Source organism: Streptomyces sp. NBC_00414 (assembly GCF_036038375.1).
Lineage (GTDB): Bacteria > Actinomycetota > Actinomycetes > Streptomycetales > Streptomycetaceae > Streptomyces.
On the sequence record NZ_CP107935.1, the window covers coordinates 3958588 to 3976209 of the forward strand.

Sequence of the window (17622 nt, forward strand, 5' to 3'; positions counted from 1 at the left end):
CCGCTCTTCGTTCGAGCGGCGTCGTGGCTCGTGCCGGTGGGGAACTGCGGGCCGATCGTGGCCGGTCGCGCAGTTCCCCGCGCCCCCTGAAGGTGACAGATTGCGCCTTTCCCCGCGCCCCCTGACAGGGCGCGGGTCAGTCGTCCGAGCGTGGGTCGTCGGGGTCCGGGGGTAGTTCTATGCCGCTCGGGGATGACGGGGCGCTCGTCGTCGGGGTCGGGTCCTCGTCCGACGGGGTCTCCTCCGGGGTGCTCTCCGGGGCGGAGGTGCTCGTCGGCGGCTTCGTCGTCGGATCCTTGGTGGACGGTTCCGCGGACGGGGTCGTCGGCGTCGGCGTGACCGTCGGCGTCGGGGTGGGCTTGACCGCCGCACCCTGGTCCGTGTCCAGGTCGAACTTGGTGACGTCACCCATCGCGTCGAAGGTGTACGCGGCCCAGATCTGCGCGGGATAGCCACCGCCGTTGACGCGGCCCTTGCCGGGCAGGAGGCCGGTGGCACCCTGCATCGTGACCTGCGCGTGGCTCTTCGCGTCCTCGCCGAACATCCCGACCGAGGTGACGAGGTCCGGTGTGTAACCGGTGAACCAGGCCGACCGGTTGAAGTCGGACGTACCCGTCTTGCCCGCGACCTGCTGGCCGTCCCGGGCCGGGTTGTCACGTACCGACGTCCTGGCCGTACCGTCGTCGACCACGCCCGTCAGGATCGAGGTGACCGTGTCGGCGGCCTCGCGGCTGATGACCTGATCACCGATCGCCTCCGGGATCTTGACCGCGCGGTCCTTGTGCTCGACCGACTTCACGAGGGCCGGGGTGACCTTCTTGCCGTGGTTGTCGAGTGTCGCGTAGACACCGGCCATCTCCAGCGGGCTCGCGCCCATCGTGCCGAGGGTCTGGGCGGGCACCGACTTGACGCCCTCGACGTCCATGCCGAGCTCGCCCGCGGTCTTCATCACCTGGTCCATGCCGACGTCGACACCCATCTGGGCGAAGACCGAGTTGATGGACTTGTTCATCGCCGTCTGGACGTCGACGTCGCCGTAGTCGACGTCGTCCTCGTTCGGCGGGGAGAAGCCGACCTTCGACCCGTTGTCCAGGACGGGACGCTTGCTCGTGCCGTCGTAGATCGTGTTCGCCGTGATCGGGTCGTCGTCCTGGGTCGTGGCGTCCTTGTCGACGGCCGCGGCCAGGATGACCGGCTTGAAGGTGGAGGCGGGCTGGTAGTCGCGGCGCGTGGCGTTGTTCGTGAAGTGCTTCACGTAGTCCACGCCGCCGTACATCGCCAGGACCCGGCCCGTCTTCGGGTCGACGGAGACGGCGCCGGCCTGGATGTCGGCGTCCACGTCCCGCTTCTTCCCGTCGAGCTTGCTGGTCAGCTTGGCCTTGACGGCCTTCTCCAGCTGGGCCTGCTTCTTCTTGTCGATGTTCAGCGTGATGGTCCAGCCGCCCGCCTTGACCAGCCTCGCGGCCTCGTCCATGTCGGTGGCCGTGCCCTCCTCGACGAGCCGCTTCTCCAGCGTCGTGTTGGCTGCCTCCACCAGGTAGCCGGCCTGGCCCTCAAGACCGGGTGCGCCCTTGGGGTCCTTCGGCACGGGGAACGTCATGTCGTCGCGCTTGGCGGAGTTCAGCCAGCCCTCCTCGACCATGTTGTCGAGGACGTAGTTCCAGCGGTCCTTGACCAGTTCCTTGCTGGTGTCGCTGGCCACCGCCCAGTCGTACTGGCTCGGGGCCTGCAGCAGGGCCGCGAGATACGCGCTCTGGGCGACGTTGAGCTTGTCCGCGTCGACCTGGTAGTACGCCTGCGCCGCGGCCTGGATGCCCCACGCGTTACGGCCGTAGTAGCTGGTGTTGATGTAGCCGGCGAGGATGGCGTCCTTGGACTGCTGGCGGTCCACCTTCAGCGAGATGACCAGTTCCTTCAACTTGCGCGTGACGGTCTGGTCCTGCGTGAGGTAGTAGTTCTTGACGTACTGCTGGGTGATCGTCGAGCCGCCCTGCTTGCCCTTGCCGGACAGGGTGTTGAGCAGACCGCGGGCCGTGCCCCTCAGGTCGACGCCGGAGTCCTTGTAGAAGGACTTGTTCTCGGCGGCGACGAAGGTCATCCGGACGCCCTTGGAGACCTGGTCCAGGTCGACCAGTTCGCGGTTGACCTCACCGTCGCGGGCGAGCGTGTCGCCGTTGCTGTACTTGTAGACGTTGCTCTGCTGCACCGCGGCGGCGTTCCCCTTGGGAACGTCGATCATCAGGTAGAGCCCGACGAAGGCGGCCATCACGAGCAGGCAGAGGCCGAAGAACGTGCCGAGCATCTTCTTCCAGGTGAAGAAGCGGCGTATACCGCTCTTGCCACTCTTGCCTTCCGCCTTGGACGAGCGTTTCGGCGCGCCGCGGTGTCCACCGCGCTGCCGCGCTCGTCTCTCATCCGCTCGTCCCATGGATCCGTCCGCTCCGCTTCCGTCTCTCGTGTCTCACAGGTTCATCGCTCGGGTCAGCTCAGCAAACTAACACCGCAGCTGAGGACAAACGTCTGCCGATCCGGCCTTTTACGGACGTGAGAATCAGCACCCACCCCTATGGAACCGACGATTCAAGGGCTTGGAAGGTTGCTGTGACGGGTAAAGTGATATCACTTAGCTAGCCAGCAGGACCGGGCCGGACGTCCGCACGCCGGCCGAAAGCACCACGAAACGGGGGAACACCCATGTCCACACACGACTCTCCAGGCACGGACACAGGCGCGGGGGCAGGCGCGGGGGCGGGAACGGGGGCGGACACCGCCGATGTGCCCGCGATGCCCGCTCCGCGCGTACGGGAGGTCTCCGCGCACAGCATCGGTGGCGGGCTCGCGCTGCTGCTCGGGCTCGTCGGACTGCTGCTGGGCGCCGCGATGGTCGTCTCCGCGACCGCGGTGGACGCCACCGGCGGCAAGGCCGTGCTCATCGTGGCCGGCATCCTGATCGGCCTCGCGGCCTTCGTCGCCATGTGCGGTCTGAACATGGTGGCGCCCGGCGAGGCCCGCGTCGTCCAGCTCTTCGGCCGCTACCGCGGCACCATCCGCGAGGACGGGCTGCGCTGGGTCAACCCGCTCACCTCCCGTACGAAGATCTCGACGCGGGTCCGCAACCACGAGACGGCGGTCCTCAAGGTCAACGACGCCTACGGCAACCCGATCGAGCTCGCCGCCGTCGTGGTGTGGCGGGTGGAGGACACCGCGCAGGCGAGCTTCGAGGTGGACGACTTCCTGGAGTTCGTCGCCACCCAGACCGAGGCGGCCGTGCGGCACATCGCCATCGAGTACCCGTACGACGCCCACGACGAGGAGGGCCTGTCGCTGCGCGGCAACGCGGAGGAGATCACCGAGAAGCTCGCGATCGAGCTCCGGGCACGCGTGGACGCGGCGGGCGTGCAGATCATCGAGTCGCGCTTCACGCATCTCGCGTACGCCCCCGAGATCGCCTCGGCGATGCTCCAGCGGCAGCAGGCGGGTGCGGTCGTCGCAGCGCGGCGCCAGATCGTGGACGGCGCGGTCGGCATGGTCGAGGCCGCGCTCGCCCAGATCTCCGAGCGGGACATCGTCGAGCTGGACTCCGAGCGGAAGGCGGCGATGGTGTCGAACCTGCTGGTGGTCCTGTGCGGTGACCGGGCGCCGCAGCCCGTCCTGAACACGGGGTCCCTCTACCAGTGACCTCACCTGCGGAGGAGACCCCTCCGACTCCCCCTACGCCCCCTCGGCGTCCGCAGCAGCGCAAGCAGGTGCTGCTGCGGTTGGATCCGCTGGTGTACGAGGCGTTGGCGCGGTGGGCCGGGGACGAGCTGCGGTCCGCCAACGCGCAGATCGAGTTCCTGCTGCGGCGGGCGCTGGGCGAGGCGGGGCGCCTGCCCGGCGGGGCGGGGCCGATCCCCCGGCGGGGGCGACCGTCCCTCTCCGAGGAGGACGAGGAGTAGCGCGCCGTCGTTGACCGCGGGCCCGGTGAGGGCCGGCCGCGCAGTTCCCCGCGCCCCTGAAAAACGGGGCTGCGCCCCCTGTCGCGCTTGCGCGCTCGTCCTCGAACGCCGGACGGGCTGAAGATGCCGCCGGGCCGGCTGCGTCTCAGCCCGTCCGGCGTTCGAGGACCGGGGGTTCGGGGGCAGCGCCCCCGGGCAGGTGCTCCACCCCCAGTCACAGAACCGTGACAATCACCTCTGACCTGCGAACCCGTACGCCCCGAAAGCAGCTATCCACCACGCGTATACACACGGTGTATACGCCGTGTGTAGAGTGCTCCGCATGTCCATCGGTCACACGCTCCTAGGACTCCTGGAGTCCGGCCCCCGACACGGTTACGACCTGAAGCGGGCCTTCGACGAGAAGTTCGGTCACGACCGGCCGCTCCACTACGGCCAGGTCTATTCGACGATGTCCCGACTGCTGAAGCACGGCCTCGTGGAGGTCGACGGGATAGAGGCGGGCGAAGGCCCCGAGCGCAAGCGGTACGCGATCACCGAGGCCGGCGTCACCGACGTCCAGCAGTGGCTCGCGACGCCGGAGAAGCCGGAGCCCTACCTCCAGTCGACCCTCTACACGAAGGTCGTCCTCGCCCTCCTGACGCACCGCGACGCGTCCGAGATCCTCGACACCCAGCGCTCGGAACACCTGCGCATGATGCGCATCCTCACCGACCGCAAACGCAAGGGCGATCTCGCCGACCAGCTGATCTGCGACCACGCGCTCTTCCATCTCGAAGCCGACCTGCGGTGGCTGGAACTCACCGCCGCGCGTCTCGGCAAACTCGCTGAGGCGGTGACCCGATGACCCCTGCAGGCTCCCTGCTCGTGGCCCACGACCTGCGCAAGGCGTACGGCCCCACGAACGCCCTCGACGGCGCCGAGTTCTCCATCCACCCGGGCGAGGTCGTCGCCGTGATGGGCCCCTCGGGCTCCGGCAAGTCGACCCTCCTGCACTGCCTCGCCGGCATCGTGACGCCCGACTCGGGCTCCATCATGTACAACGGCCGCGAGATGGCGACCATGAACGACTCCCAGCGCAGCGCGCTGCGGCGCTCCCAGTTCGGGTTCGTCTTCCAGTTCGGCCAGCTGGTGCCGGAGCTGACCTGCGTCGAGAACGTGGCCCTGCCGCTGCGCCTGAACGGCACCTCCCGCAAGGAGGCCGAGCGCACCGCCCTGGCCTGGATGGAACGCCTGGAGGTCGACGACCTGGCGGGCAAGCGGCCCGGCGAGGTCTCCGGCGGCCAGGGCCAGCGCGTCGCCGTGGCCCGCTCACTGGTCACCAGCCCGCGGGTGCTGTTCGCCGACGAGCCCACCGGCGCCCTCGACTCGCTCAACGGCGAGCGGGTGATGGAGCTGCTCACCGACGCCGCCCGGTCCACCAACGCGGCCGTCGTCCTCGTCACCCACGAGACCCGGGTGGCCGCCTACTCGGACCGCGAGATCGTCGTACGCGACGGCAAGTCCCGGGACATGGAGCGCGCCGTATGAGCGCCCGCCCGTCGACCGCCGTCGCCCCGCCCGAGGCTCCGCCGCGACCGGACGGCTGGGAGGACCGCGACACCCCCAGGCTGCGGCAGTGGTCCAGGGACCTGGCCATGGGCGTCAAGTTCGCGTTCACCGGCGGCCGCGAGGGGTGGGTACGTGTCCTGCTCACCGGTGTCGGTGTGGGACTCGGCGTGGCGCTGCTGCTGCTCACCACCGCCATCCCGAGCGCGATGCAGGCACGGTCGGACCGTGAGTACGCGCGGATGGACCTGGTGATGAACGGCGCCGAGCCGGCCAAGTCCGACAACACGGTGCTCGTCGCGAACGTCGGCACCGAGTTCCACGGCCTGGACGTGCGCGGCCGCCAGTTGGAGCCCGAGGGGGCGCGGGCGCCGCTGCCGCCCGGGATCGACGAGTTCCCGGCGCCGGGCGAGATGATCGTGTCTCCCGCGCTGAAGGAACTGCTGGACTCGAAGGAAGGCAGCCTGCTGCGCGAACGGCTTCCGGACCGCGTCACGGGGACCATCGGCGAGAGCGGCCTGATCGGCCCGGCCGAACTCGCCTACTACGCGGGCGGCCAGAACCTGGCCAAGTACGACGAAGGCTCCCGCATCACACGGATCGACACCTTCCACGGGGTGAAGGCGCCCTCCGAGGAGATGGACCCGGTCCTTCTCCTGCTCGTCCTCACGGTCTTCGTGGTGCTGCTGATGCCCGTCGGCGTCTTCATCGCCGCCGCCGTACGCTTCGGCGGCGAGCGGCGCGACCGCAGGCTCGCGGCGTTGCGGCTGGTCGGCGCCGACGGCCGGATGACCCGCCGGATCGCCGCGGGCGAGGCGCTCGCCGGGGCCGTCCTCGGGCTGCTCTTCGGCGTCGGCTTCTTCCTGATCGGCCGCCAGATCGCCGGTTCGGTCGAGCTGTTCGAGATCAGTGTCTTCCCGAGTTACCTCGACCCGACGCCCGTACTCGCCGTCCTGATCGCCGTCGCGGTCCCGGCCGCCGCGGTCGCGGTGACGCTGCTCGCCCTGCGCGGAGTCGTCATCGAGCCGCTCGGCGTGGTGCGTACGGCCAGGCCCGCGCGGCGCCGGCTGTGGTGGCGACTGCTGCTGCCGCTGGGCGGTCTCGGCCTGCTCGCTCCGATGATCGGCAAGGGCAACGAGAACGGCGACTTCAACGAGTACATGGTGACCGGCGGTGTCGTCCTGCTCCTCGTCGGCATCACCGCGCTGCTGCCGTGGGTCGTGGAAGCCGTCGTGGCCCGGCTGAACTCGGGGTCGGTCTCCTGGCAGCTGGCCGTACGCAGGCTGCAGTTGAGCAGTGGCACCGCGGCCCGCATGGTCAACGGCATCGCGGTGGCGGTGGCCGGTGCGATCGCCCTGCAGATGCTGTTCGCCGGTGTCCAGGACGACTTCACGAAGCCCACCGGCCAGGATCTCTCGCGCGTCCAGATGGAGGTCTACGTACCGAAGTCCGTCTCTCTCGCCGACGCCGGGCGGAAGCTCGCGGACACCCGCGGTGTGCGCGGCGCCGTCGCGCTGTCCGACGCCACGCTGGGCGAAAAGGCGAAGAACCCCGACACGTCCTCGCTGATCACGGTCGGCGACTGCGCCGCCCTGCGCGAGGTGGCGAAGCTGCCCTCGTGCCGTGAGGGCGATGTGTTCGCCGTGCAGGGGGTCGAGTACGACTCGGAGACCCCGAGGTTCGCCAAGCCCGGCAAGAAGCTGATCATCGACCCCTCGTACGACGACGTCACGAAGGGTGCGGAGGTGCCCTGGACCGTGCCGCAGGACATCAAGAAGGCCGATCCGCGCAAGGACCCGTCGGGTTGGGAGCGGGGCGGCTTCCTGATCACCACGAGTGCGCTGCCCGCCGCCGCGACCCCGGCCACCAGCGGGGTGATCCAGCTCAAGCTCGACATGACGGTCCCGGACGTGCGCGAGATCGTGCGCAACACCGCCGCGAAGGTCAGCCCGCTCACGGAACCCGTGACGTTCACGGGAAGTGAGCGGTCGGAGCGCTTCGACTCCATCCGCACCGGGCTGTTCGTCGGCGCGGCCTGTGTCCTCGCGCTGATCGGGGCGAGCCTGCTGGTCTCGCAGCTGGAGCAGCTGCGCGAGCGCAAGAAGCTGCTCTCGGCACTGGTCGCCTTCGGCACCCGGCGCCGCACGCTGAGCCTGTCGGTGCTGTGGCAGACCGCGATCCCGGTCGCGCTGGGCCTGCTCCTCGCCGCGGTGGTGGGCCTCACCCTGGGCGCGGTCCTGCTGAAGATGACGGACACCGCGGTGACGGTGGACTGGCTGAGCGTCCTGGCGATGACGGGCTTCGGCGCAGCGGTGGTCCTGGCCGTGACAGCCCTGAGCGTCCCCCCACTCCTACGCCTGATGCGCCCGGACGGCCTACGCACGGAGTAGCCCCCGCTGCTTTAAGGGGCGCGGGGAACGGCGCAATCTTGTCGCCTTTAGGGGGCGCGGGGAACGGCGCAATCCTTCGCCCTTAAGGGGCGCGGGGAACGGCGCAATCTTTTCAGGGGGCGCGGGGAACGGCGCGACCAGCCACGACGCGCCCGCACCCGCACCGCCCCCACGCCTCCCAGGCGAAGCCGTTGCCATACCGGGTCACAACACCCGCACAGGCAACGGCTTCACCGCTTCCCGAAGCGCCCCCGCCAACTCCTCGTACTCCCCCGCCCGCGCAGCCCCACCCCGCATCGCAAGCGCCACCCGCCGAGTCGGAGCCGGCTCCGCGAAATACCCCGTGAGCAACTGATTGCTGCGCGCCGTCTCGACCCTGACGGCCGTACGGGGCAGCAGCGTCACCCCGAGACCGCCCGCGACCAGTTGTACGAGGGTGGAGAGCCCCGCGGCGGTCGTGGTGACCGGCGCGTCCGCCCGCCCGGCCTCCCGGCAGATGTCGAGGGCCTGGTCCCGCAGACAGTGCCCCTCGTCCAGCAGCAGCAGATTGAGCTCGCGCAGCGCCTCGCGCGGGATGCCCTCCCTGCCGCCCAGCCGGTGGTCGAGCGGTGTCACCAGCACGAAGTCCTCGTCGAACAACGGCAGTTCGACGACCCCGGGCACCCCGAGGGGCACCGCGAGCAGCAGCAGATCGAGCCGCCCCGTGGTGAGCCCCTCCAGCAGGTTCGACGTCTGCTCCTCGTGGACCTGGAGGTCGAGCGCCGGATAGCGGTCGTGGACGAGCCGCAGAACGGTCGGCAGCAGATACGGCGCCACCGTCGGGATCACCCCGAGCCGCAGCACCCCGGTGAACGGCGCCCGCACCGCCTCGGCCTCCTCCATCAGCGCGCCCACCTCGTCGAGCACCGCCTTCGCCCGTACGGCCAGCCGCTCGCCCGCCGGCGACAGGAGCACCTTGCGGGTCGTGCGTTCCAGCAGCGTCACCCCGAGGGTCTCCTCCAGCGTCGAGACCGCGCCGGACAACGCGGGCTGGCTCATGCCAAGGGCCGCCGCCGCATCCCGGAAGTGCAGATGTTCGGCCACCGCGGTGAAGGCGCGCAGCTGCGAGAGGCTGGGCTGCCTCTTCCTGACGGGGGGCACGGGCGGTCCTCTCGCTTGTCGCGCTCACATGCACTGATAGCTGTTTTCGATCAACAAGAGCGAGTGTAGCTATTTCCCTAATCAATGCACTCTGTGCCACGATCGAGAGCGTCCAACCCATGAGGAAACCCCTTAAAAGAGGGGTTTTCTTTGTTGCAAGGAGAGCGCGTGCTCACTGTCGGTGACAAGTTCCCCGAGTTCGATCTGACTGCCTGTGTCTCGCTGGAGAAGGGCGAGGAATTCGAGCAGATCAACCACAAGACGTACGAGGGTCAGTGGAAGATCGTCTTCGCGTGGCCGAAGGACTTCACCTTCGTGTGTCCGACCGAGATCGCCGCTTTCGGCAGGCTGAACGACGAGTTCGCCGACCGTGACGCCCAGGTCCTCGGCTTCTCCGGCGACTCCGAGTTCGTGCACCACGCCTGGCGCAAGGACCACCCGGACCTGACCGACCTGCCCTTCCCGATGATGGCCGACTCGCGGCACGAGCTCATGCGTGACCTCGGCATCGAGGGCGAGGACGGCTTCGCCAAGCGCGCCGTCTTCATCGTCGACCAGAACAACGAGATCCAGTTCTCCATGGTGACCGCCGGCTCCGTCGGCCGTAACCCCAAGGAGGTCCTGCGGGTTCTGGACGCGCTGCAGACCGACGAGCTGTGCCCCTGCAACTGGACCAAGGGCGAGACCACCCTTGACCCGGTCAAGCTGCTGGCCGGTGAGTGACCCATGTCCCTCGACGCGCTGAAGTCCGCGATTCCGGACTACGCCAAGGACCTTCGGCTGAACCTCGGTTCGGTCATCGGCAACTCCGATCTTCCGCAGCAGCGGCTGTGGGGCACGGTGCTCGCCTGCGCCATCGCCTCGCGGTCGCCCCGGGTTCTGCGTGAGCTGGAGGAGGAGGCCAACGCGAAGCTTTCGCCCGAGGCCTACACCGCGGCGAAGTCCGCCGCGGCGGTCATGGCGATGAACAACGTCTTCTACCGGACACGGCATCTGCTCTCCGATCCGGAGTACGGGACGCTGCGGGCCGGTCTGCGGATGAACGTGATCGGGAACCCGGGGGTGGAGAAGGTCGACTTCGAGCTGTGGTCGCTCGCCGTCTCCGCGATCAATGGGTGCGGGCAGTGTCTTGACTCGCACGAGCAGGTGCTTCGAAAGGCCGGGGTCGATCGGGAGACGATTCAGGAAGCGTTCAAGATCGCAGCGGTTGTGCAGGCCGTGGGGGCCACGCTGGACGCGGAAGCCGTTCTCACGCAGTAGCCTGCGGCTCGCTCAACTGGCCCCGTTTCTCTCGCCCCCGCCGCCCCTACCCGTTCCCGTCCCGCACGGGGGCTGCGCCCCCTCGCCCCCGGTATCGCGCTGACGCGCTCGTCCTCAAACGCCGGACGGGCTGAAGATTCGCGGACGGGCTGGAGATGTCCGCCGGTCCGGCGACATCCTTCAGCCCGTCCGGCGTTCGAGGACCGGGGGTTCGGGGGCAGCGCCCCCGAGTCGGTGACGGGACGGGTAGGGGCGGCGGGGGCGAGGAAAAGCCCTAAGCCGGGGGCGGCGGCGGAGCGTCAGCCGGAGGCGGGGGCTCCGGCGTCGCCGTGGAGCCGTGGGGCGCCGGCGCGTACCGGAGTGACGCCTCGCTGGAGTGCGACCGCAGGTATCCCACCACCGTGTTGGTGACCGCGACGAGTGGCACGGCGACCACCGCGCCACCGATCCCCGCGACCATCCCACCCGCCGCCACGGAGAGGACGACCGCGAGCGGATGCACCCGCACCGCCCGCCCGAGGATGAACGGCTGCAGGATGTGGCCCTCGATCTGCTGGACGGCGAGCACCACGGCCAGCGTCATGAGGGCGGTGAAGACCCCCTGCGTCACGAGCGCGACCACCACCGCCAGTGCCCCGGAGATGACGGCACCGACCAGCGGGATGAACGCGCCCAGGAAGATGAAGACGGCGAGCGGGACGGCCATCGGGACATCGAGGAAGAAGATGCCGAGGCCGATGAAGATGGCGTCGATCAGAGCGACTATCACCGTGCCGCGGACGTACGCGGTGAGGGTGCGCCAGGCCCGCGGTCCCGCTCCCGCCACACCCGGCCGCGCCGCCGCCGGGACGAGCTTGAGCGTCCACTCCCAGATGCGCTTGCCGTCGTAGAGCAGGAAGAGCGTGGAGAACATCGTGAGGAGGATGCCGGTGAGCGCCTCGACGATGACGGTGACGCCTTCGAGCCCCGCGGACGTGATCTCGTCGGTGTTCGCCCCGACCGCCTCGCGCAGACTCTTGGCGATGTCCCTGATCTGGTCCTCGGTGACATGGAACGGGCTGTTCAGCAGCCACCGCTGCAGCTCGTCGATGCCGTCCTGGATCTGGTCGGCGAGGTTGTTGATGTTCTCCATGACCTGCCAGACCACGAACCATCCGACCAGCCCCATGATGACGAAGCCGAGGATCGCGGTGAGCGCGGTGGCGAGCCCGCGCGGAAAACCGTATCTGCGCAGCCGGGCGACCGTGGGCTGGAGCAGGGCGGTGATGAGCAGCGCGGAGACGAAGGCCAGGACGACCAGTTGTACGGCGCTGATGACCCGCATCAGCACCCAGACGGTGCCCGCGAGGACGAGCAGCCGCCAGCCCGCCTCGGCGGCGACCCGCATTCCCCACGGGACCGCGGTGGCGGGATCCGGGCGGACGTGACCGGCCGTGCCCGCGGGAGAGGCCGGCGACCGGGGCGAGGACGAGGCGTCCGCACCGCCCGCGTCGTCCTTGCGGATCTCGTCGTCCTCTTCGGCGGCCGCGCGGCGCGCGTCCAACCGCTCTCCCACTTCGGTGAGTCCGGCACCGATCCGGCCGAACCAACCTGGCACTCGCGACATGATCCGTCCTCTTCCCCCGTTGCTCCCCACCACTCCTCCCTGGAGTCCCTGGAGTCGTCGGCATCGACCGTACATGGCAGAAGCCCCCCACCGTAGGACGGTGAAGGGCTCCGCGGGGTTGAGCCGTGGCGGCTCAGTAGTAGTTGTTGGCCTGCCAGAAGTTCCAGGCCGCACACGGGCTGCCGTAGCGGCCGTCCATGTAGCTCAGGCCCCACTTGATCTGCGTGGCCGGGTTGGTCGCCCAGTCGGCACCGGCCGAGGACATCTTCGAACCCGGCAGGGCCTGCATGAGGCCGTACGCGTCGGATGTGGGGTTGTCCGCCTGGTAGTTCCAGCTGGACTCGTGGTCGACGATCCGGCTGAAGCACGCGAACTGGTCCGCCGGAACGAGCTGGCGGGCCATCTCCTGGACCTCGGCGGCCGTGTACGACGCCTTCACGGTGAAGCTGGCGGCGTCGCGCTTGGCGGAGCGGCTGGCGACCTTCTCGGCCTCCTTGCGCTCCTTCGCCTCCTGCTCGGCCTTCTCCGCGGCCTGCTGCTTGGCGACCGCGTCCTTGGCGGCCTGCTTGCGCGCGGCTGCCTCGGCGTCCTTCTTGGCTGTCGCGTCTGCCGCGATGGCCTGGGAATCGGCCTGCTGTGTCAGAGAGGCTGTCTGCACCTGCGCCTGCGCGCCCGCGGGTATGTCCGCGAGGAGCGTCGAGCCGCTCGCCGTTGCCTCGGCGTCATCGCTCGACGGAGCGGTGCTGCCCGAGGCAACACCGGTTACGGCGCCGACAGCGGTGACTGCGGTGGCCGAGGCCACTGCGAGCCCACGGACCGAAATCCGGCTCACACGGTTTCCTTCCAGCATCGACCGCTACAGGTGACCCTCGCGGACGCAATCTTGCCCCTGCCACTGGCCTCCCAACTGCGGGGTCACGGGAGGCACGGGCCCGGTGGGCAACTCCCTTGCGGGGAGTGCCGCGTGGTGCTCGGGCGGCATACGACGGCGTTATGGAGTTCTGAGGTTCTTGCTGTGCTGTGCCGCTGGGGGTACAGGTGTGTCGTATGCGGGGCCTGACAGGAGTGAGACTCTGCCGTACGCCTACGCCGGGAGGCAATTCTGTGTTGGGTGTGAAAGCTCACACCTCGTTTGCCTCAGAAGTTTTTCGGAAACGAGAGCGCAGCAAGACGCCGCCCGGCTAGGCTTTTCGCCTTTGCCGGACGGCGCCAACTACCGTGTAGCCGCCATCCGTCGGACAGACAGGACGGGTGGGGGCAGCGGGTGTCAGATCTGTCCGTCCTCCAGCATTTCGGTCACAAGGGCGGCAATCTGGGACCGCTCGGACCTGGTGAGTGTGACGTGCGCGAAGAGCGGATGGCCCTTCAGTTTCTCCACGACGGCCACCACACCGTCGTACCGCCCGACCCTGAGGTTGTCCCGCTGGGCCACGTCATGGGTCAGGATCACCCGTGAATTCGAGCCGATTCGGGACAGAACGGTCAACAGGACGTTCCGTTCCAGGGATTGGGCCTCGTCCACGATCACGAACGCGTCGTGGAGGGACCGGCCGCGGATGTGCGTGAGCGGCAGGACCTCCAGCATGCCGCGGGCGGTGATCTCCTCGATGACCTCACGGCTGGTGACCGCGGAGAGGGTGTCGAAGACCGCCTGCGCCCAGGGGCCCATCTTCTCGGACTCGGAACCGGGCAGATAGCCCAGCTCCTGCCCGCCGACCGCGTACAGCGGCCGGAAGACCATCACCTTCTGGTGCTGGCGCCGTTCGAGCACCGCCTCCAGGCCCGCGCACAGGGCGAGCGCCGACTTTCCGGTGCCGGCCCGTCCGCCCATCGACACGATCCCGATGTCCGGGTCCAGGAGCAGATCCAGCGCGATGCGCTGCTCCGCGCTGCGGCCCTTGATGCCGAAGGCCTCCCGGTCGCCGCGTACGAGCCGGACGTTGCCCTCGGCCGTCACACGTCCCAGCGCCTTGCCGCGCTCGGACTGGATCATCAGACCCGTGTGGACGGGGAAGTCGGACGCCTCGGGGACGTACAGGCTCTCCTGGTCGAAGAGGAGGTCCACCTGTTCGCCGGAGAGCGTCAGTTCGGACATTCCGGTCCAGCCGGAGGAGCCCGTGATGGCGAGTTCCGCTCGGTACTCCTCGGCGAGGAGACCGACCGAGGAGGCCTTGATCCTCAGCGGGAGGTCCTTCGACACGACGGTGACGTCGAAACCTTCCGCCTGCAGATTGCGGGCGACCGCGAGGATGCGGGAGTCGTTGTCCCCCAGGCGATAGCCGCTCGGCAGCACGCTGGGGTCCGAGTGATTGAGCTCGACACGGACCGTCCCGCCCAGCTCCCCGGTGGGGATGGGGGCGTCGAGACGGCCATATTTCACCCGGAACTCGTCGAGCAGACGCAGGGCCTGCCGGGCGAAGTAGCCGAGTTCGGGATGGTGCCGCTTGGCCTCCAATTCCGTGACCACGACGATCGGCAGCACTACTTCGTGCTCGTCGAAGCGGTTCATGGCGTGCGGGTCGGCCAGCAGGACGCTGGTGTCGAGAACATAGGTGCGCCGGTCTGGCATACGGCGCTTTGTGCTGGTCACCACGGAAGGACGTACCCCCTCGGATGAGGTCGGGGAGCGACGGAGGAGAGCTGGACCGGTTTCCGGCACCGATGCACGGGCCGTGAACCGGCCCTCCGCCTCGTCCGTACTGACCGCACGGTCGCGCTGGTGCAAAGGGCCTCCCGGGCGGACGGCCCCGTGCCGTCCGCTGAGATACGACACCCGTGATTCGGGCGTCGACCTGGAGGCTTTATGCCCTCGAACGAGCCATGCCATGCCAGCACACATGGCGGCGCCCTGGTGAACTCCTCATTACTTCCACCCCAAAGGGGCAATCCCCGGCCGCGCGGCAGCCCCTGACGGAGGGGCCGCCCCGGTCCGTCATCCGCCGTAGCGCCGGTGGCGGGCCGCGTAGTCACGCAGGGCGCGCAGGAAGTCGACCTTGCGGAAGGCCGGCCAGAAGACCTCGCAGAAGTAGTACTCGGAGTGGGCCGTCTGCCAGAGCATGAATCCGGACAGCCGCTGCTCACCACTCGTACGGATCACGAGGTCGGGGTCGGGCTGGTCGCTCGTGTAGAGGTGCTTGCCGATCATGTCGACGCTGACGTCCTCGGCGAGTTTCTCCAGCGAGGTGCCCTTGTCGGCGTGGTCGAGGATCATCGAGCGCACGGCGTCCGCGATCTCCTGCCGTCCGCCGTAGCCGATCGCGACGTTGACGAGTATCCCGTCGACCCGTGCGGTGGACTCCTCGGCCTCCTTCAGGACGGTCTGCATCCGCGAGGGCAGGATGTCCGGCGTGCCCACGTGGTGCACCCGCCAGCGGCCGTCCGCGGCGAGGGAGCTCACGACGTTCTCGATGATGCCGAGCAGCGGTACGAGTTCTTCCTCGGGGCGGTCGAAGTTGTCCGTCGACAGCAGCCAGAGGGTGACGACCTCGACGTCGGTCTCGGAGCACCAGCCGAGGAACTCCTCGATCTTGTGGGCTCCGGCCCGGTGCCCCTGGGCGGCGGTGCTGCCGGCGGCCTTCGCCCAGCGCCGGTTGCCGTCCATGATGACCCCGATGTGCTTGGGCACCTGGTCGTGGTCAAGGTGGCCTTCCACCCTGCGTGCATAGAACCTGACCAGCAAGCGGCGCAGGTTGTCGCGCAGGTTCACGTTTTCGTCAGCCCCTCCGTGCAGATGGCAGTCCCCGAGGGCGACACCCTACCCCCGCCCGAGCGCCTCTCCCCCTTGGGGTGCAAGGCCTCCCGGCCGATGGGCGAGCCCGGTGCGGGCCGGGAGCGGGGGCGGGCGGCACGACGCGACGGCGGCTCTGGGGCGTACGCCCGGCGCGTGGCAGCGCACAAAAAAACGGGCCGGTCCGTGGGGGGGAGACGGACCGGCCCGAGGGGGGGTTTCCACCATAACCCTTCGTAAGTGATGTCGCGCGCATCGGCGTGCCACAACTACTCTCCGGAGTCGCCCGACAACGCCTGGGTGGGAGTGGAGGCGTTCATTCAGGGGCAGATCATGGCCGATTCCCAGCGAATTCGAAGGAGATCGAGGATAATTCGAAGAGAACCAGGGGGTTCGCACGAGGATATGGGGCGTTGGGCCATCCGCCTCGGACGTACGCCCCAAGAGTGACGCGGCCCGGTGGCGCCCGCCCCCGGCCCCGCGAATCAGCGGGCGTGGCAGGCACCGCGCAGCCCCCTCCGCAGCGCGGTGCCGTCCCGCGCAGCTTTGCTGACGCGAATTGCCTTGGTCCGAACTTACGGGACCGCGGAGAGCGGAATGAGCCAATCGGCATAACGATGTGGAAACTCTGTGAGCGTTTCCGGGATTTTTACAGCTCACCTCCCCCCGAACAGACGACAGTTGACTCACTTTGCTCACTCTTGGGTATTTACGGTAGTCAATTTCCTTCATGTACCTATCACCCGATTCACCCCTGAACGTGAGTTCGCCTCCACCTGCCGACGGCGTCAGGAAGCGGACAGGATCTGGCCTGGTGCGGGTCTAGCGTCGCCGCCATGACATCGAGGATCACTTGGGACGAGGCGAGCGCGCGGCGCTACGGCCGCCAACTGCTGCGGGTGCCCGCGCAGTCCGGGACATCCGTCGCCGAGGTCGTGTCCACGCTGCTCGCGGTGCACGCGCAGGTCCTGTCGGCGGCCGAGCTCTCCGTGGCGCTGCGGCTCGACGGCTCGACCCGCCAGGACGTGCGCTCCGCGTTGTGGGACGACCGGAGCCTGGTGAAGACGTACGGCCCGCGGGGCACGATCCATCTCCTCGCCGCAGACGAACTGCCCCTCTGGAGCGCCGCGCTGACCGCCGTGCCGGGCGGTACGTCGATGCCCTCCGCGGTGCGCATGACCGCCGAGCAGGAGGATCAGGTCGTCGCGGCGGTCGGTGACGCCCTCGACGGGCGGCAGCTGACCATCGACGAGCTGTCCGAGGAGGTCGTGGCCCGCACCGGCCCCTGGGCCGGGGACCTCGTGATGGAGGCCTTCCAGGGCAAGTGGCCGCGCTGGCGTCAGGTGATGCACCGCGCGGGCCAGTCCGGCGCCCTGTGCTTCGCCCCCGACCGGGGCCGCAAGGCCGCCTACACCCGGCCGCCCCGCTTCGACCCGCTCCCCGCGGCCGAGGCCCTCGCCGCACTCGTACGCCACTATCTGCACGCGTACGGTCCCGCGACCCCGCAGCACTTCGCCAAGTGGGCCGCCGCGCCCAGGGGGTGGGCCGCCACCCTCTTCTCGTCGCTGGCCGCCGCCGGGGACATCGAGGAGGTCGACTTCGAGGGGACGCCCGCCTGGGTGGTGGCGGGCGACGACGACTTCCCCACCGAGGCCGTGCGGGGAGTGCGGCTCCTCCCCTACTTCGACGCGTACGCCGTCGCCGCCCAGCCCCGCGAGCGGATGTTCCCCGGCGCCGCCTACCGGCGGGCCCTGGCCGGCGGACAGGCGGGGAACTTTCCCGTGCTGCTCGTCGACGGGGTGGTCGCGGGTGTCTGGCACCAGCGGCGGCAGGGGAAGCGGACGACGGTGACGGTGGAACCGCTGGGGCGGCTGACCGGCGCGCAGGAGAAGGAGCTGGGCGGGCAGGTCGAGCGGGTGGGCGAGATCCTGGAGGCGAAGCCGGAACTGCTGGTGGGGAAGGTGACGGCGGGGGCACACGCCTGACGCCGTCCGGCCGCGACCAGGGCACGGC

The 17622-nt window shown here is 69.2% G+C and carries 14 protein-coding genes; 8 read left to right on the forward strand and 6 right to left on the reverse strand.

The window, feature by feature from the left end:
* Nucleotides 1–136 precede the first annotated feature (136 nt).
* Nucleotides 137–2428 carry a transglycosylase domain-containing protein gene (locus OHS59_RS16945; RefSeq protein ID WP_328494238.1) on the reverse strand — a complete coding sequence of 764 codons (2292 nt, stop codon included), beginning with the start codon at nt 2426–2428 and terminating at the stop codon, nt 137–139.
* 266 nt (nt 2429–2694) lie between these two features.
* On the opposite strand from OHS59_RS16945, the gene OHS59_RS16950 reads away from it, so the two are divergent.
* The 5 genes from OHS59_RS16950 (at nt 2695) to OHS59_RS16970 (ending at nt 7876) form a co-directional block, all read left to right on the forward strand.
* On the forward strand, nt 2695–3678 hold the full coding sequence (locus OHS59_RS16950; RefSeq protein WP_443061451.1) for an SPFH domain-containing protein: 984 nt from the start codon (nt 2695–2697) through the stop codon (nt 3676–3678).
* Nucleotides 3675–3938, forward strand: coding sequence for a hypothetical protein (locus OHS59_RS16955; protein WP_328494239.1), 264 nt, complete (start codon nt 3675–3677; stop codon nt 3936–3938). Before OHS59_RS16950 ends, OHS59_RS16955 begins: the two co-directional genes overlap by 4 nt.
* A 322-nt stretch (nt 3939–4260) precedes the next feature.
* On the forward strand, nt 4261–4785 hold the full coding sequence (locus OHS59_RS16960) for a PadR family transcriptional regulator (RefSeq protein ID WP_328494240.1): 525 nt from the start codon (nt 4261–4263) through the stop codon (nt 4783–4785).
* The gene (locus OHS59_RS16965) at nt 4782–5468 is read left to right on the forward strand and encodes an ABC transporter ATP-binding protein (RefSeq protein WP_328494241.1); all 687 of its coding nucleotides are present in this window, start codon (nt 4782–4784) and stop codon (nt 5466–5468) included. The genes OHS59_RS16960 and OHS59_RS16965 overlap by 4 nt, the downstream gene beginning before the upstream one ends.
* Nucleotides 5469–5575: 107 nt before the next feature.
* Nucleotides 5576–7876 carry an ABC transporter permease gene (locus tag OHS59_RS16970; RefSeq protein ID WP_328499236.1) on the forward strand — a complete coding sequence of 767 codons (2301 nt, stop codon included), beginning with the start codon at nt 5576–5578 and terminating at the stop codon, nt 7874–7876.
* 204 nt (nt 7877–8080) lie between these two features.
* Here the strand turns inward: OHS59_RS16970 and OHS59_RS16975 are convergent, their stop codons facing one another.
* Nucleotides 8081–9016, reverse strand: a complete 936-nt coding sequence (locus tag OHS59_RS16975) for a LysR substrate-binding domain-containing protein (RefSeq protein WP_328494242.1) — start codon at nt 9014–9016, stop codon at nt 8081–8083.
* 168 nt (nt 9017–9184) lie between these two features.
* Here OHS59_RS16975 and OHS59_RS16980 point away from each other — a divergent pair, with 168 nt between their 5' ends.
* Nucleotides 9185–9739, forward strand: a complete 555-nt coding sequence (locus tag OHS59_RS16980; RefSeq protein WP_328494243.1) for a peroxiredoxin — start codon at nt 9185–9187, stop codon at nt 9737–9739.
* A 3-nt stretch (nt 9740–9742) separates the two neighbouring features.
* Nucleotides 9743–10276 (forward strand): alkyl hydroperoxide reductase, encoded by a 534-nt coding sequence (locus tag OHS59_RS16985; protein WP_328494244.1) that lies wholly within the window; start codon nt 9743–9745, stop codon nt 10274–10276.
* A 274-nt stretch (nt 10277–10550) separates the two neighbouring features.
* Here OHS59_RS16985 and OHS59_RS16990 read toward each other — a convergent pair whose 3' ends face one another.
* The 4 genes from OHS59_RS16990 to OHS59_RS17005 form a co-directional block, all read right to left on the reverse strand.
* On the reverse strand, nt 10551–11882 hold the full coding sequence (locus OHS59_RS16990; RefSeq protein ID WP_328494245.1) for an AI-2E family transporter: 1332 nt from the start codon (nt 11880–11882) through the stop codon (nt 10551–10553).
* Between the two features lie 133 nt (nt 11883–12015).
* The gene (locus tag OHS59_RS16995) at nt 12016–12732 is read right to left on the reverse strand and encodes a lytic transglycosylase domain-containing protein (RefSeq protein ID WP_328494246.1); all 717 of its coding nucleotides are present in this window, start codon (nt 12730–12732) and stop codon (nt 12016–12018) included.
* Nucleotides 12733–13149: 417 nt separating this feature from the next.
* Nucleotides 13150–14475 carry a PhoH family protein gene (locus OHS59_RS17000; RefSeq protein WP_107020261.1) on the reverse strand — a complete coding sequence of 442 codons (1326 nt, stop codon included), beginning with the start codon at nt 14473–14475 and terminating at the stop codon, nt 13150–13152.
* Nucleotides 14476–14814: 339 nt separating this feature from the next.
* Nucleotides 14815–15588, reverse strand: a complete 774-nt coding sequence (locus OHS59_RS17005; RefSeq protein ID WP_328494247.1) for an isoprenyl transferase — start codon at nt 15586–15588, stop codon at nt 14815–14817.
* 857 nt (nt 15589–16445) lie between these two features.
* Here OHS59_RS17005 and OHS59_RS17010 point away from each other — a divergent pair.
* Nucleotides 16446–17594: a winged helix DNA-binding domain-containing protein gene (locus OHS59_RS17010; protein WP_328494248.1), complete on the forward strand. Its 1149-nt coding sequence runs from the start codon at nt 16446–16448 to the stop codon at nt 17592–17594.
* Nucleotides 17595–17622: the final 28 nt, after the last annotated feature.